This window comes from Pseudoalteromonas sp. SR44-8 (assembly GCF_014163635.1).
Taxonomy (GTDB): Bacteria; Pseudomonadota; Gammaproteobacteria; order Enterobacterales; family Alteromonadaceae; genus Pseudoalteromonas; species Pseudoalteromonas rhizosphaerae.
Genome location: NZ_JACJDS010000003.1, coordinates 76171 through 90177, shown reverse-complemented (window position 1 = coordinate 90177; position 14007 = coordinate 76171). Strand labels below are relative to the sequence as shown.

Sequence of the window (14007 nt, the reverse complement as noted above, 5' to 3'; positions counted from 1 at the left end):
TGGAGTATTCGTCGGATTTGGCGTTGGTCTCTTGCAGCGTCAAGTAAATAATTTCATGCCATAACGTAATCTTTATGACATCTACTTGCGCCTGTTTAGATCATTTTACTTATTCAAGATAAGAGCGGTTTATGCCAACATTGAATGCGCAACAATTAATACAACACAATAAAATCATTTTATTCGACGGGCAGTGTAAGCTATGCAGCGCGTGGTGCAATTTTATTATTAAACACGACAAGCAGTTGCATTTTAAACTATGCAGTGTGCAGTCTTTAAAAGGCCAAGCGATACTAAGTTACTTTAACTATGCAACAGATAATTATAAAACTATGATTTATGTTGAAAATAATCAATGTATTACGCAAAGTGATGCATTTATTAATATTGTTACGCAGCTTGGTTGGCCTTGGCAGATAGCTAAAATATTGCGAATAATTCCCAAATGCCTACGTAACTGGGCGTACGATCGCATTGCGTTTAATCGATATCGCTTATTTGGCAAGTACGATTACTGTCGTATACCAAACAGTGACTATGATCAGCATTACTTATAAGGCATTAAATGTTGTGTTAAAATCGCCGCAGTTAAATTGAGTAGAGACAAATAATGGCCAGCACTGCACACGCATTACATATTTTGGTTAAGCATAAAGAACTTGCTGAAGATATCATCAAGCAATTAAAAAAAGGCGCTAAGTTTCAAGTGCTCGCTAAAAAGCATTCAACCTGCCCATCAGGGAAAAAAGGCGGTGATTTAGGCGAGTTTAAACGCGGCCAAATGGTTCCACAGTTTGATAAAGTCGCTTTTAGTGCTGAGATCTTAGAGCCACATTTAGTTAAAACCAAATTTGGCTGGCATGTTATCAAAGTGCTGTATAGAACGTAAGAGTAAATAAAGTTAGCTAGAAAAACGAGTGACTTTGATTTAAACGTAAAAACCACCTACAAAGGTGGTTTTTACGTTTAAGCATCCAGTAACTTTAGCTGCCAACGGCACTTGGTTGTACATCTAAGCCGTAACCAAACATTACTGCAAGCACTAATACAATTGATGCGGCTAACATTAACTTAAGTAACAATGGTAAACAAAAGCGGAACCAATGGCCATAAGGGACGCCTGCCATCCCTAAAATTCCCATTAAGACTGCATTAGTTGGGATGATCATATTTGAAAAGCCATCGCCAAATTGATATGCAAGTACAGCCACTTGGCGTGGCACGCCGACTAAATCGCCCAGTGGGGCCATCAGCGGCATAGTTACATACGCTTGCCCAGATCCTGATGGAATAAAGGTATTGAGTATTGTTTGAATGACTAACATTCCAATGGCTGAGATCTCGGCGTTCACATACGAAAGTGGTAGCGACATACCATGCACTAAACTATGCAAAATTTGCCCATCTTCCAGTATCAAGGCAATACCACGGGCCACACCAATTAAAATAGCGGTAGTTACGAGGTCTGAGACCCCTTCAATAAAACGGTTGGCAGTTTCATCTGCTGATAAGCGCCCCAGTACAGCAACAATCGCACCCCAGGCAATAAATACACCGCCTAGCTCGTATAAGTACCAACCTTTAGTGGCAATACCCCACACAGCGACAGCAAGAGAGATGATAAAACTGCCTAAAATTAGTTTATGGCGCAGCGCAAGTACAGGATACTGCGGTGTTGCTTTATCGCCTAAAGGGCAAGGTACATCAAGCATCATGGATTTACTTGGATCGTTTGCGACTTTTTTAGTGTATTGCCACACATGGTGAAAGCCAATTAATACAAACGGCACGAATATCGCCAAACGTAACCATAAGCCAGAATACACTGGAATTTCAGCAATTTGCTGAGCAATTAACACCGTAAACGGGTTAAACGCCGATACCCCATAACCAATCCCGTAACCTGCCACAATCATACCGACCGCAGTCATTGCATCAAGGCGCATGGCTTTACATAAAGCGACTAAAATCAGCACAAACGGAATGTATTCTCCCGCAGTACCAATGCTGCTCGATGCTAAGGCAAAGCAAAATACCACCATAAAAATAAGTCGTTGTGGTTGTCTACCATGGCGTTCAAGTAAACGACCAATCAACGCATCAACCGTGCCGGTAGCACGGGCAATGGCAAGTACGCCGCCAACAATCAATACAAAAAAGATCACATCTTGCGCAGCGGCAAAAGCACGCGGAATAGCGGTTAATAAATCCCATGGGGTCAAATAATGACGTTCTGCAACAGTTTGATAGGTGCCGGCGATCACCATTTCTCGGCCAGAATCAGATAATGTAGTATCAAAAAATCCCTGCGGTACTAGCCACGTAGCAACTAACGCAGTGACCATCATACCCAGCAGTAAAATTAAAGTATGCGGCACTTTAAAAGAATTACTCATACGTTCTCCATTTTTATAATTAGTGCAGCGAAAATATAGACGCTACTTTTTGTGAAGAATACCACGACTTGTAAAATCACAATAAAAATAGGCACGCAAGTCTGTAAAGGAATGTAACAGGGAAGAGCCATGCTTATAGTTAGCTGGTTCAAGAAAAAACAGTCATTAGTTTAAAGTGGGTGTCTTTAAATTGGGTTGTGTAATAACACAATATTTACGCAGACACCCATCTTAAAATTAGCTTATTTACGCAGACACCCATCTTAAAATTAGCTTAACTTTTAAGACTCATGTGATACTTAATACAGTGCTATATCTTTACAGCTTGTTTTAAGTTATTTGCTTAGAAATCAAAATACAACAAGGAGAACGGTTCATGGTGGTAGCGGGATCTTTACTGTTATTCTGTGGCAAAATGGGGGCAGGTAAATCAACCGAAGCTAAAAAAATAGCTCTTGAACGAAATGCCGTGCTTATCAGTGAAGATGACTGGTTGGCTACACTTTACCCTGACCAAATCAAGTCGTTTGAAGATTATATTAACTACTCTGGTTTATTGAGGTCTTTACTCAAAATTCATGTTCAAAATATTCTGCAAGCTGGCGCGACTGTGGTTATGGACTTCTCTGCTAATACAAAAAAACAGCGAGCATGGTTAAAAATTTTAGCTACTGAAATACAAGCTAATATTGAGTTTACTTACTTAAAAGTATCGAATGAGTCATGCCTTCAGCAAATTGCCCGGCGATGCATTGAACAACCAAATAGAGCTGCATTTGACACTGAAGCTGTGTTTAATCACGTTACTCAATATTTCGAAGAGCCAAGCGATAGTGAGTTTTACAATATTAAAGTAATTGATAAAGAAACGCTGTAAGGTTGCCATGCTCTTACGTATTTACTGGTTTTTTTGAAAGGGAAATTATGAATTACGTTAGTCTTTTTGCGTTCTTAGCTTTTGCCTCATTTGTCAATGCAAATACGGCTTTGCCAGATAACCAACATATTGTAGTCACCGGGGAGGCGCAGTTAAAAGTAAAGCCTGATATTGCTGTGATTAACCTCGAGGTGGAAAGTTTACAAGTCTCTAGTTTAGATGCGAAAAAGGATGTTGATAATCGGATCAATAGTTTTTAGCTGGCCTCTCTAAGTTTAATATTGATGAGAAAAATGTTTCTGCTTCAAGCATTAACACGCAGCCGAGCTATTCGTATACCGAGAGCGATAAACAGCAATTGGAAGGCTATACAGCTAACCGCAGTATTAAAGTAACATTAACGGATATTAAGCGCTTGAATGCACTCCTGGATATTGCACTGAGCGTAAAAATTGATGCAATTAAAAGTATAGAGCTAAAATCATCAGCAGCGAAGGCTTTAAAAGCACAAGTCAATGCGATGGCTGTGAATGATGCAAAAGAGAAAGCCAGCTCATTAGCCAAGGCATTTGGTACTAAGCTTGGGAGTATTTATAGTATCAACTCGGCTGCCAATAATAGTTTTAATCGGTATGGCGAAAATCAAGCTATTGATCGAATTGTAGTGAGCGGTAATCGGACTCAGCAATTTACAAGCCCTGGTAAGTACTTGCAGGAAAATATTGTTTTTTCGGCATCAGTCAGTGCCGTATTTGATTTAGAACTAACTGATTCAACAGCACCCTAAGATTGGCACATAAGGTAAAAAGCCACGTAACTTAGTTGAAGTGACCCCCAATAGTTGTTACATGGCTTTTTATTTTACTGCTGTGCTTCTTGCTCGGCGATTTGTTTAAAGGCTTGCACAAATGCGTCACTTGGTTGGCCGCCAGTGAGGGCGTATTGCTCGTTAATGATAAAAGTTGGCACTGAGGTAATGCCCATCTGTTGTAGCGCACTTTGCTCGCTACGAACCTCTTGGAAATACTCACCAGAGTCTAAAATTTCTTTTGCGCGGGCTCTATCAAGGCCAACGCTTTGCACTACATCAAGCAGCGTATCTTGCTCATTTAAATAAACTAAATCAGTAAAGTGCGCTTTAAAAAATGCCAGTTTTAATTCAGTTTGCTTGCCTTCAGTGGCAGCCCATGTCAGTAAACGATGTAAATCAAAACTATTGATCATGATTCGTTTGCCGTCAAAGTTAAAATCAAAGCCTGCTTGCTCGCCCATCTCTAAAATACGTTTACGGTTTTCGTCACCTTGTTCTTCAGTGAGGCCGTATTTTAGTGCTAAATGCTCATGTAAATCTTGGCCAACAACAGGCATGTCTGGATTTAGTTCGAATGGCTTCCAGCTGATCTCAGCTGTAAATTCGTCACTTAATTGCGCAAGGGCTGTTTCAAGGTTTTTATAACCAATAATGCACCATGGGCACATAACGTCTGAAACTATGTCGATTTTAAGCTTTTTCATCAGTGAGCCTATTTTTTACAAAATGTAACAGGGATATGCAGGCGAGGGTGAGTAAATTCAAGGGGGGCTATTGTTAGTTTTTATAAAGCTACATGGCAGGGGGCTTACCGTGCAGCTTTAGGGATAAGCTAATTTAAGTTAAATTAACCTGCTAAACCAAATGGGTCGTCAATGCTGTGAGCCGGCTCGGTAAACCACTTAGGGCCGTTGTCGGTCATGTAAAAATGATCCTCTAAGCGAACGCCAAATTCATCGGGTACAACTAGCATAGGTTCGTTACTAAAACACATGCCTGCTGCGAGTGGGGTTTTGTTACCACCGACTAAATAAGGCCATTCGTGAATGTCTAAACCAATACTGTGACCGGTGCGATGCGGACAACCTGGGGTTTGATATTCAGGACCTAAATCTTGTGCAGCTAAATAACTGCGTGCTGCAGCATCAACGGCCTCACAAGGAGCACCGATTTTAGCGGCGTTGAAGGCGGCGATTTGCGCGGCTTTTTCGTAATCCCAAAACTGGCGTTGGCGCTCTGTGGCCTCACCAAACACATAGGTGCGGGTAATATCTGATAAATAATCATGTACTTTACAGCCAGTATCAATCAGTACCATATCGCCTTTTTTAAGAATTTGCGGGTCTTTCACGCCATGTGGGAACGAGGTTGCAACGCCAAATAATACGATGCAAAAATAGTTACCTGGAGCACCTACTTTTTGGTGTGCTTGCTTGATAAACGCTTCAACTTCGGTGGTGCTGATTCCTTCGTGTAACATACTTGCAGTTGCTTGGTGAACCGCTAACGTCATATCCATAGCGCGTTGCATCAGTGCCAGCTCGTTGGCTGATTTATGCATTCGACAATGAGCGGTCACAGGTTGTGCATTGACTAGGTTTAAGCCAGTTTGCGCTTTATTGATACCGTCAAAAATAAAGAATTGTGCGCTTTCGTCAATTCCCACAGTACCATTGGCTGCAATGCCCATTTCGGTGATTATATTTACAAATAATGCATAGGGGTTTTCGTGCTCTTGCCAGCCACGAATTGGTCCATCAATTACTTTAAAACCATTAAGTGAGCCAATTTCAAAATACGGGGCAATGTATTGTAAGTCGCCCTTGGCAGGTAAAATAGCACCTACCAGTCGCTCGCTTGCATACCAACGCATGCCTGTAAAATAGGCAAGGTTAGTGCCTGCGTTTAGATAAATCGCATCAATGCCATTCGCTTGCATATAGGTTTGTGCATTGGCGATACGTGCTAAGTGTTCATCAGCTTGAATAGCCGTCAAATCGCCTGTCATATCACTTAGGCTGGCTAATGCCTGCTCTTTAGTTTGGGTACCAATACCAAATATTGTCATGGTGCTCTCCTTTATTTGTATTTGGCTATTGTGCTTGCGCCACTGCTGTACTGCAAGCGAGTTGCGTTGAAAAGCGGCTCATACAATTGGATTGTAAATTAATCTGTGGTGGATGGTTTTAACTCTTTGGGCTATTAGCTCTACTCTCACGGAGTTTTTTGTTTACTCTAAATTATTGTATTAAAATAAAAATACAGATTTTATGTTTGGTTTCGCGGCAAATAACGATGAATATGACCTAAAACTAAGCCGTTTGATAATAGGCAATTTTGTACTCGCATTCGAGTGCGTGAAGCTCAAGGATTGGTTATTTTTGAAGCTCATAAAGGCGTAACTGCCATGTAACTGTCTGTTTCGCAGATTGATGAAATGTTCGACCTGCGCGCATCACTAAAAGCCGAACTGCTAAGCCACTCAATTAAAAGTCTAACCGACTAAGGTTTAATTTATGCTGAACTTATTTAACAGGGCTAGAATTTGCCATGGGTTCAGATAAGACCGGTTTAGATGAGGCAGGTTTAGATGACACCCACCTCGCGACTGACGGTTTAAATAGCCGCTTTTATGGCAAACTCTACAGCCGCGCAAGGGCCCAAAAACCCGTTAGTTGTTTAATATATAGTAAAAATTTAGAATGTTATGTTCGTATGTATATTTTATTAGCTGGCGGCTAAACCAATGCACTGCGCGATAAACTCATAGCTAAATAGTATTTAGCCTATTTCAAAAGATGTTACACCGAATACTTTGTCCAGAGGTAAATGTGGCTTTTCTTTGGTGTACATTCTTGCAGTTTCAAATGATGGCTTCATGTTATGGTGTTCTGCTAAAGCTAGTGCGGCTTGATTAACTTCGGGTATATCAAGGTATATCGTTTCGTCATAACGTGTTGATGTTTTTAATGCTATAAAAAGAGACTCTGCTAATTTAGCTGTATTTGCGTATAGTGGAGCTATTTTAAAGCCTTCGCGACAAGCTCTGATCACGCCATACCCAGCTAACCGACCATTTTCTAAAATACCTAATGCTTTACTGTTAGGTTGATATATCCAGTTTTGAGTAAAGCCAGATCTATCCGCGGGAAATAATGTTTTGTCATACTCTTTTATATCTGCAAAGGGCAAGGTTGCCAGTTCTATAGTTTCTAAATTCTCAGGAGCATAACCACCACCAGAACCTTCGAATCTAATATTACGGTAAGCCAGTTTAAATCCTGATTTTTTATAGTTATCCTGCTGTTCAATCACCCCATCAAGACCAATATTGCAGTGTTTAAGGTAGGCAAGACCGGCTTGCCAAATCTGCATGCCGTAACCTTTGCCACGATATTCAGGTTTAACAATATAAAAGCCTAAAAATGCAAAACTGCTATCGTATTTTACAACCGAAATTGTAGCGATCGCTTCATCACCAAGGTAGCCGATTAAAAAACCATTGGGATCAGCTTTATAATAATTATGAGCGTCGTGCAGGCCTGGATTCCAGCCTTCTTTCGCTGCCCAGTCAATGGCAATGCCCACTTCTTTTTCTGTCATTACTTTGATAGTGAAGGCTTGATCTTGCATGTTAACCCCTATTAGTTATTCTATCGACTTAGTTTTTTAATCTAGCAGCTATAAACTTAAAATGATGATTATAAATAGAACAACTATTTTGTATCAATAAAGTCCTAAATAATTAACTCTTTTTTAGTCTATTTCTCGTTACACATTTGTTACTATTTATTAGTTTCAAGAAATCAAAGCTATTTGTAACTTATGGGTGCTATTTTCAGCCGATATCTGTTGGATTAAGGTGAAACCGATGGGAGTGATGCATAAAGTTTAATGGCTGATGCTTTACTAATTGGCGGCAATCATGAGCATAAAATATTTAGTAAGCTGCTTTGCAATAATAAGTCATATTCTTGTTAAAAAGTGAACCAGCCTTGAAACTGAGTAGGAGCGGATCGGTATTTTTATCAACGCTATTGCGCCAAAAAACGCAAGGATATACTGTATACAAAAAAATAATCATGACTCAAATGTTATTTATTGATTCCGACAACTAAGTAAAGGTGTTAGATATTTATATTTTTGTTGAGGATAGGAGCGCTCAACGGGTACATCTGTAAGTGCTTGCGCTGCATTAGCTTTTCACCGAAGTAGTTTGCGTAAGTGTATTTGTAATTGCTAAACATATATTGTCTAATTGAGCCAAGCGATCCCTTAAAACTAGGATTTATATTTCGATGAACAGTCAGCTTTTTCAGCGCCAACAGACTTTAAAACAACAATTAACAAGCGAAAATTTAACCGCCATTTTACTATTAGGTCATGAGAATATTCGCTATTTAAGTGGTTTTAGTGGTAATGCCGCGTATGCAATAGTGACGCAAACAAGCTGTGTACTAATTACCGATTATCGCTACTTTGAGCGAGCACAAGCAGAGTGCCATGGTTTTGAAGTGATCAGCCGTGACCGTGATAACGAAAGTTTAGGCGATTGTATTAATCGGTTTTTACCAGCTAACAGCCGTTTAGGTTTTGATGCTGCATTTATTAATGTGGCGCTTTGGCAGCAAGTAGCGAATGATTTGAGTGGTCATACATTATTACCAATTCAAGGACTAGTTGAACGTCAGCGCATGGTCAAAACTGAATGGGAAGTAACGCAAATCAAAGCTGCCGCCGCCATTGCTGATGATGCATTGGCACAAACATTACCGTTTTTTAAAGCTGGTGTAAGTGAGCGAGATTTAGCGCTAGAGCTTGAGTTTAGAATGCAAAAATTAGGCTCTGAGGGGATGTCATTTGCGACCATTTTAATGTTTGCTGAACGTACCTCTTTACCACATGGCAGCCCAAGTGACCGCCAGCTCAAAGAGGGGGATTTTATTACTTTGGATTTTGGTGCGGTTGTTAACGGTTACCGCTCAGACATGACTCGCAGTTATGTGTTAGGGAAAGCATCTACAAAACAAACCCAAATATACAATACTGTTGTAACTGCGCAACAAGCGGCAATTGATTTACTTAGTCCCGGTGTTAATTGTGTTGATTTACAAAACGTATCGCAACAAATGTTAGACGCCTCAGGCTTTGGTAAATATGCAGGACAAGGGCTTGGTCATGGGCTCGGATTATTTTTACATGAACAGCCTTTTATAAATATAAACTGTAAACATCAATTAGAAGTTGGCAATGTGATCACCATCGAGCCTGGTATTTATATTCCTGATTTTGGTGGTGTGCGCCTTGAAGAAGATATTTTAATTACACCAACAGGCTATGAAATATTAACTCATGCTCCCAAACCATTCGAATTGGAGCTGTGATATTGTAAATTGTAGATACAACGTAGGTTAGTTTTAATTTAAAAGATAAGTTAAAAGACATCCACTACTTTTAAAAATTAAAATGACACCCAACTTCAATACAGTTACATGAGTTTTTATGTGTCTAATGATATTAAAAAACTCTTCACAGAATAATAAATGTGTATTTTGGGGCGAATATAGCAAATAACTGGCAGCATAAGCTTCAGCCTTGAGCTGATAAAAAAGTAAAGAGTTGTTTTATATGGTATTACGCTAATAGTTTTTCGCAATTTTTGAGGTTACTTCGTCGTTTAAAGTGTTGGTGTTCACAATACCGGTCAATTGCATCTGGTTTACCAACAGCACCATGAAAGACTTTAGTAAACTTACTGGTGATTTTTAGCCAGTTTTCAGGGCATATGTTTAGCTGCTCTAGTAGCGGTGGCAAAGAATGATCTATATAACCTGTTTTATCTGTTCTTATGCAGCGCCCTGTTTTATCAACAAGGTTTAGGTAAGAGTTCAGTTCAAAAGGCAAACCATTTACAGTGTGTTTTGTCGTTAAACCTGCAAAGCGAAATAAGGACCTAGGTTGTTTGGCATTTTGTGCTGCTGCAATACGTTTTTTAATACTTGTATAATTTGAGTTTTCAGGTGATGAAGCGGTTCCAGCACGGATTGGGTTTAGATCGACATAGGCCATACAAGCCACTAGTGCTGACTCATCAAGTAAAGCTTGAGATTTAAAGCGTCCCTCCCAAAATCTACCTTTACAATTATCTTCTTTATTAGCTTTGCGAGCAATGTACTCATTAAGTGATCGCATAAACCAGCTAATGTCCATTAGCCTTGAACGATATTCTCCAATGCTAGACTTTACTAATTGCAGTTCGACAGTAGAGAGCACCTCATTTTTCACAAAGCGTTGAGTTAATAAAGTACCTTTAAATGCTTTGTGCCAGCGTAAAGCAATGGCTTTATCATTTAGGCGGTTAGCTTTATTATTATCTACATGAAGGATGATATGTGTATGATTACTCATCACAGCATAGGCGCATACATCAATACAAAATATTGAAGCGAGCATTATAATTTTATCTTCAACCCATTCTCTGCGGTGCTCATACGATTGGCCCGTATGCTTGTCTATGCCACATAAATAAGCTTTTCTTACGCAACGAGATATACAGTGATAGTAGCGAGTATCACTTAGGCTAATTTGTCTTTTTCGAGCGATTGCCATAAAACCTCCAATGTTGTGTTTCTATAAAAATACTAGTCACTTTATATAGGACTGCAACTTTATGATGGGTTTGAATTGGAATCAGTTGTTGAATTTAGATTTAAATGGGTGTCATGTAAGTTTATATAGGATTGTAACTTTATGATGGGTTTGAATTGGAATAAGTTGCTGAATTTAGATTTAAGTGGGTGTCATATAAGTTTTTACTTTATATAGGACTGCAACTTTATAATGGGATTGAATTGGAATCAGTTGCTGAATTTAGATTTAAATGGGTGTCATGTAAGTTTATGTATTGAATTTAGATTTAAGTGGGTGTCATGTAAGTTTATGTATTGAATTTAGATTTAAGTGGGTGTCATGTAAGTTTTTGTTGAATTTAGATTTAAATGGGTGTCATGTAAGTTTTTTATCATTATGCGACTTGTAATAAGGTGTAATGTTTTATTTCATGTCGACGTTTACGCTTATAGGGCTGTTAATCCTAGCAGCGTAAACGTCACAGGAACTCGACAATGATTACTTCAAAACTTTTATTTGTGGTTTTACTTGGTACGGCATCGATTGCGCATGCTGGTACGCAGTACACAACACAACCTGCAAGCAATATTACGACAACATCGGCGCAGTTAAATGGTTATTCGGCATCTACTATTGGCTTAAGTGGTGAAATAATTGATTATGGTGAAACCACAAACTATGGCTTTAGTGTTTTAGTCACACCCGCAGGAGTTAATGGCCCTGTGAGTGCGCAAGTAGCTAATTTAGATTGTGGAACGCAGTATCATTTTCGGTTTCATGGTGATCCAAAACCGCCCAGATCAACACTGCAAGGTGAAGATCTCACTTTTACCACGCTACCATGTAACCCCACTATATTAAACAATATCTCCCTAGAAACAGGTGGCCAATATTACGTTGTGGCTGAGAATAATGGGGGGGATACAGTGAATGCAAATCGTCTTGCAATTGGTCCATGGGAGCAATTTAATTTAATAGATATTAATGGCGGTGATTTGCTAAGTGGTGATGAAATACATATCCAAACAACATCAGGATACTATTTTGTGGCAGAGCAAGGTGGTGGGGCTGCACTTAATGCAAACCGAACTGCGGCATCAATATGGGAAACGTTCACTATAGAATTACCAAATAACCCTGGTGCATTAATTCAAAATGGTGACAACATCGCGCTTAAATCGATTAATGGTTATTACGTACAAGCGGTCAATAATGGTGGTTTTGGAACCAATGTTCTGCCTACAGTTATAGGTTGTAATGCAATGTATCCTTGCTCATTAGAAATGTTTAAAATAATATTTTAAGTGTGGGTCGCAATTACCAAAACAGTCTATTGTAAGGTAGTTGCGACTTTCAATATAATACGTTGCACTTGCTGCTGAGGTTTACTCCATAGCGCAGTGTTAACAACCGTATCAAAGTATGATATTTAATTATTCAAAGTATATATGACACTCTTAACAATCATTTTCAAAGCTCAGCTGCTCTATTTAACGAGGTTTTTTAGCATAGGGTAGACGCGTTATAGCGTGTGTTTTGTGATAACTATCTAAGCCGCTAATGGTGACGGTGTTGATTGACTCTAAATCGATAAAACCATCCTCTAAAATTGCTGAGTCTTCAACATGTAAGTCTATAATCTCACCGATTACTAACTCAGTGCCATTTACGGCAAGGTGTTGATGCTCAACAAATTTAACTGCATACTTTAAACGGCTTTGAGCAACAAACGGAGCCGAAAAATTAGCCAGATACTCGGTTGTAAGGCCTGTAGCATCAAATTCAGATTCATTTTTATCGTAACGGGCAGAAGTCTGGTGAGCTTGTTCCACAATCTCGCTATTCACTTGGTTAATAGTGTAAACACCGGTTGCTAAAATATTCTCGAAAGTATGACGAGGTACACTATGTGGGCGCATAATCATACCTACAAGCGGTGGATGCGCGCCAAGGTGAATAACCGAACTTACAATTGCTAAGTTGGTGTTGCCTGCACTATCTTGAGTACCAATTAAGTTGGCACTTTTAAAACCAGATAGTGAGTTTATTAAATGCGTACGGTAGTGTTTATCTAACTGACTAATGGCGTCTGTTGTAAAGTGCATGGTTTATCCTTACCAGTGTATGTGCTCACCTTGCCAATCAATGTAGGCGGGTTGACCTACCTCAGTGAGCTGTTCAGGTTGTTGTAAAAGAGTATAAAGTTGTGATGCTACAAACTCAGGTGTAAAGAGCTTACCTGCGGGTACATTTTTTTGAAACGGCTTAGATAAATTAGTATCTGTTGTGCCCGGATGAAAAAGAATTAAACGTGTTTGTTTTGCGCGTCGTTGCAGTTCAATAGCTGCTGTTTTGAATAACATATTAAGTGCTGCTTTTGAGGCGCGGTAGCTGTACCAGCCGCCTAAGTTATTGTCTGTAATACTACCTACTCGCGCACTTAAGGCCGTTATGGTACAAGGTGTTTTGTGGCTAAGTAGCGGCGCGATTGCTTGCAGGCACAAAATAGGAGTCAATGTATTGGTGTTGAGTAAGGTATTGAAATAATGCTCATCGATATCGTCGAGTTTTTTTTCAGGCATAGATTGCGCATAATGTAGCTGGCCGTTAAAAATAACTACCTGAGTTGGGTATATTGCGCGCTCTTTAAGTAAGTTTGTTAATTCACTTAAGCGTGCTTTGGAATAGTCACAAACAAACTGCTCAACAACAATACCGACAGCGGATGTGTCGATAGAGCTGCGACTTACACAAAAAACCATAGCCTGTGGATCGTGTTTGGCAATTTCTTTTAGATACGCATTTGCAATTTCACTACTTGCACCGAAAATAATATAAGCGTTAGTCATTATTTTATCCCACAACTTGATTGACAGAAAATGCGTGTGATCTGTCTGCGGTACTTAGCAAACAGGCGATAACCTAAATCGGCAATAAAGCGTATTATGGGTAATTGTAGCAGCTTTAGCCATGAATGACGGCCAACCGTTTGCCATGCTTCAAATGTGACATCTAATCCGTAAATCATTTCACCGTTATCACGCTGGCCATGCAAAAACGCCATGGCATCGTGGCGTTTTATGTTTATAAAGCGCTGCTCAAAATCATCTTTATTTATATCTTCGAGTATTATTTTGTTGTGTGTGTCAGCACGCTTAAGTGAATCCATTTCTTTAACACAAAGCGGGCAATTACCATCGTAAAAAATAATCATAGTTACTCAAAATTCATCGATTCATTATGTCTTGTTACGAAATAGAATAAGCCTTGGATCTGTTAAATTATCCATTTGG

Annotated in this window: 16 protein-coding genes; 8 read left to right on the top strand and 8 right to left on the bottom strand. The window is 39.4% G+C overall.

All coding sequences use genetic code 11. The features are described from left to right. Positions 1 to 131 precede the first annotated feature (131 nt). Both H5183_RS02075 and ppiC read left to right on the top strand, forming a co-directional pair. Positions 132 to 557, top strand: coding sequence for a thiol-disulfide oxidoreductase DCC family protein (locus H5183_RS02075; RefSeq protein WP_182730795.1), 426 nt, complete (start codon positions 132 to 134; stop codon positions 555 to 557). Positions 558 to 610: 53 nt separating this feature from the next. Next, positions 611 to 889: a peptidylprolyl isomerase PpiC gene (gene ppiC / locus H5183_RS02070; protein WP_182730794.1), complete on the top strand. Its 279-nt coding sequence runs from the start codon at positions 611 to 613 to the stop codon at positions 887 to 889. Between the two features lie 94 nt (positions 890 to 983). Here ppiC and H5183_RS02065 read toward each other — a convergent pair whose 3' ends face one another. Then, positions 984 to 2396: a YfcC family protein gene (locus H5183_RS02065; RefSeq protein WP_182730793.1), complete on the bottom strand. Its 1413-nt coding sequence runs from the start codon at positions 2394 to 2396 to the stop codon at positions 984 to 986. A 376-nt stretch (positions 2397 to 2772) separates the two neighbouring features. Here H5183_RS02065 and H5183_RS02060 point away from each other — a divergent pair, with 376 nt between their 5' ends. From H5183_RS02060 to H5183_RS21700, 3 genes are read left to right on the top strand one after another with little or no spacing between them, the layout of a single operon-like run. After that, a complete protein-coding gene (locus H5183_RS02060; protein ID WP_182730792.1) occupies positions 2773 to 3273 on the top strand; it encodes an ATP-binding protein in 501 nt (166 codons plus the stop codon). A gap of 47 nt (positions 3274 to 3320) precedes the next feature. Further along, positions 3321 to 3533 (top strand): SIMPL domain-containing protein, encoded by a 213-nt coding sequence (locus tag H5183_RS21705; RefSeq protein ID WP_259397082.1) that lies wholly within the window; start codon positions 3321 to 3323, stop codon positions 3531 to 3533. Positions 3534 to 3553: 20 nt separating this feature from the next. Further along, positions 3554 to 4060, top strand: a complete 507-nt coding sequence (locus H5183_RS21700; protein WP_310736575.1) for an SIMPL domain-containing protein — start codon at positions 3554 to 3556, stop codon at positions 4058 to 4060. Between the two features lie 74 nt (positions 4061 to 4134). Here H5183_RS21700 and H5183_RS02050 read toward each other — a convergent pair whose 3' ends face one another. Continuing rightward, positions 4135 to 4788, bottom strand: coding sequence for a DsbA family oxidoreductase (locus H5183_RS02050; protein ID WP_182730791.1), 654 nt, complete (start codon positions 4786 to 4788; stop codon positions 4135 to 4137). Between the two features lie 143 nt (positions 4789 to 4931). After that, entirely contained in the window at positions 4932 to 6152 is a 1221-nt protein-coding gene (locus tag H5183_RS02045; RefSeq protein ID WP_182730790.1) for a Xaa-Pro peptidase family protein, read from the bottom strand. 482 nt (positions 6153 to 6634) lie between these two features. Between H5183_RS02045 and H5183_RS21695 the strand changes: the two genes are divergently transcribed. Continuing rightward, a complete protein-coding gene (locus H5183_RS21695; RefSeq protein ID WP_257326910.1) occupies positions 6635 to 6826 on the top strand; it encodes a hypothetical protein in 192 nt (63 codons plus the stop codon). A 39-nt stretch (positions 6827 to 6865) separates the two neighbouring features. Here the strand turns inward: H5183_RS21695 and H5183_RS02035 are convergent, their stop codons facing one another. Continuing rightward, positions 6866 to 7717, bottom strand: coding sequence for a GNAT family N-acetyltransferase (locus tag H5183_RS02035; protein WP_182730789.1), 852 nt, complete (start codon positions 7715 to 7717; stop codon positions 6866 to 6868). A gap of 665 nt (positions 7718 to 8382) precedes the next feature. Between H5183_RS02035 and H5183_RS02030 the strand changes: the two genes are divergently transcribed. Next, a complete protein-coding gene (locus H5183_RS02030) occupies positions 8383 to 9468 on the top strand; it encodes a Xaa-Pro peptidase family protein (protein ID WP_182730788.1) in 1086 nt (361 codons plus the stop codon). Positions 9469 to 9718: 250 nt separating this feature from the next. On the opposite strand, the gene H5183_RS02025 is transcribed toward H5183_RS02030, so the two are convergent. Then, entirely contained in the window at positions 9719 to 10693 is a 975-nt protein-coding gene (locus H5183_RS02025; RefSeq protein WP_182730787.1) for a transposase, read from the bottom strand. 515 nt (positions 10694 to 11208) lie between these two features. Between H5183_RS02025 and H5183_RS02020 the strand changes: the two genes are divergently transcribed. Then, positions 11209 to 12018, top strand: a complete 810-nt coding sequence (locus tag H5183_RS02020) for a peptidase S8 (RefSeq protein ID WP_145234434.1) — start codon at positions 11209 to 11211, stop codon at positions 12016 to 12018. A gap of 186 nt (positions 12019 to 12204) precedes the next feature. Here the strand turns inward: H5183_RS02020 and H5183_RS02015 are convergent, their stop codons facing one another. From H5183_RS02015 to H5183_RS02005, 3 genes are read right to left on the bottom strand one after another with little or no spacing between them, the layout of a single operon-like run. Continuing rightward, positions 12205 to 12819: a flavin reductase family protein gene (locus tag H5183_RS02015; RefSeq protein ID WP_145234432.1), complete on the bottom strand. Its 615-nt coding sequence runs from the start codon at positions 12817 to 12819 to the stop codon at positions 12205 to 12207. 9 nt (positions 12820 to 12828) lie between these two features. Continuing rightward, positions 12829 to 13563, bottom strand: a complete 735-nt coding sequence (locus H5183_RS02010; protein WP_182730786.1) for an SDR family NAD(P)-dependent oxidoreductase — start codon at positions 13561 to 13563, stop codon at positions 12829 to 12831. After that, positions 13563 to 13928 carry a thiol-disulfide oxidoreductase DCC family protein gene (locus H5183_RS02005; protein WP_182730785.1) on the bottom strand — a complete coding sequence of 122 codons (366 nt, stop codon included), beginning with the start codon at positions 13926 to 13928 and terminating at the stop codon, positions 13563 to 13565. Before H5183_RS02005 ends, H5183_RS02010 begins: the two co-directional genes overlap by 1 nt. Positions 13929 to 14007: the final 79 nt, after the last annotated feature.

Bases quoted from the DNA above. Each gene is read 5' to 3' on its own strand.
- H5183_RS02075 (WP_182730795.1), top strand. From the start codon at position 132: ATGCCAACATTGAATGCGCAACAATTAATACAACACAATAAAATCATT.
- ppiC (WP_182730794.1), top strand. From the start codon at position 611: ATGGCCAGCACTGCACACGCATTACATATTTTGGTTAAGCATAAAGAA.
- H5183_RS02065 (WP_182730793.1), bottom strand. From the start codon at position 2,396: ATGAGTAATTCTTTTAAAGTGCCGCATACTTTAATTTTACTGCTGGGT.
- H5183_RS02060 (WP_182730792.1), top strand. From the start codon at position 2,773: ATGGTGGTAGCGGGATCTTTACTGTTATTCTGTGGCAAAATGGGGGCA.
- H5183_RS21705 (WP_259397082.1), top strand. From the start codon at position 3,321: ATGAATTACGTTAGTCTTTTTGCGTTCTTAGCTTTTGCCTCATTTGTC.
- H5183_RS02050 (WP_182730791.1), bottom strand. From the start codon at position 4,788: ATGAAAAAGCTTAAAATCGACATAGTTTCAGACGTTATGTGCCCATGG.
- H5183_RS02045 (WP_182730790.1), bottom strand. From the start codon at position 6,152: ATGACAATATTTGGTATTGGTACCCAAACTAAAGAGCAGGCATTAGCC.
- H5183_RS21695 (WP_257326910.1), top strand. From the start codon at position 6,635: ATGGGTTCAGATAAGACCGGTTTAGATGAGGCAGGTTTAGATGACACC.
- H5183_RS02035 (WP_182730789.1), bottom strand. From the start codon at position 7,717: ATGCAAGATCAAGCCTTCACTATCAAAGTAATGACAGAAAAAGAAGTG.
- H5183_RS02030 (WP_182730788.1), top strand. From the start codon at position 8,383: ATGAACAGTCAGCTTTTTCAGCGCCAACAGACTTTAAAACAACAATTA.
- H5183_RS02025 (WP_182730787.1), bottom strand. From the start codon at position 10,693: ATGGCAATCGCTCGAAAAAGACAAATTAGCCTAAGTGATACTCGCTAC.
- H5183_RS02020 (WP_145234434.1), top strand. From the start codon at position 11,209: ATGATTACTTCAAAACTTTTATTTGTGGTTTTACTTGGTACGGCATCG.
- H5183_RS02015 (WP_145234432.1), bottom strand. From the start codon at position 12,819: ATGCACTTTACAACAGACGCCATTAGTCAGTTAGATAAACACTACCGT.
- H5183_RS02010 (WP_182730786.1), bottom strand. From the start codon at position 13,563: ATGACTAACGCTTATATTATTTTCGGTGCAAGTAGTGAAATTGCAAAT.
- H5183_RS02005 (WP_182730785.1), bottom strand. From the start codon at position 13,928: ATGATTATTTTTTACGATGGTAATTGCCCGCTTTGTGTTAAAGAAATG.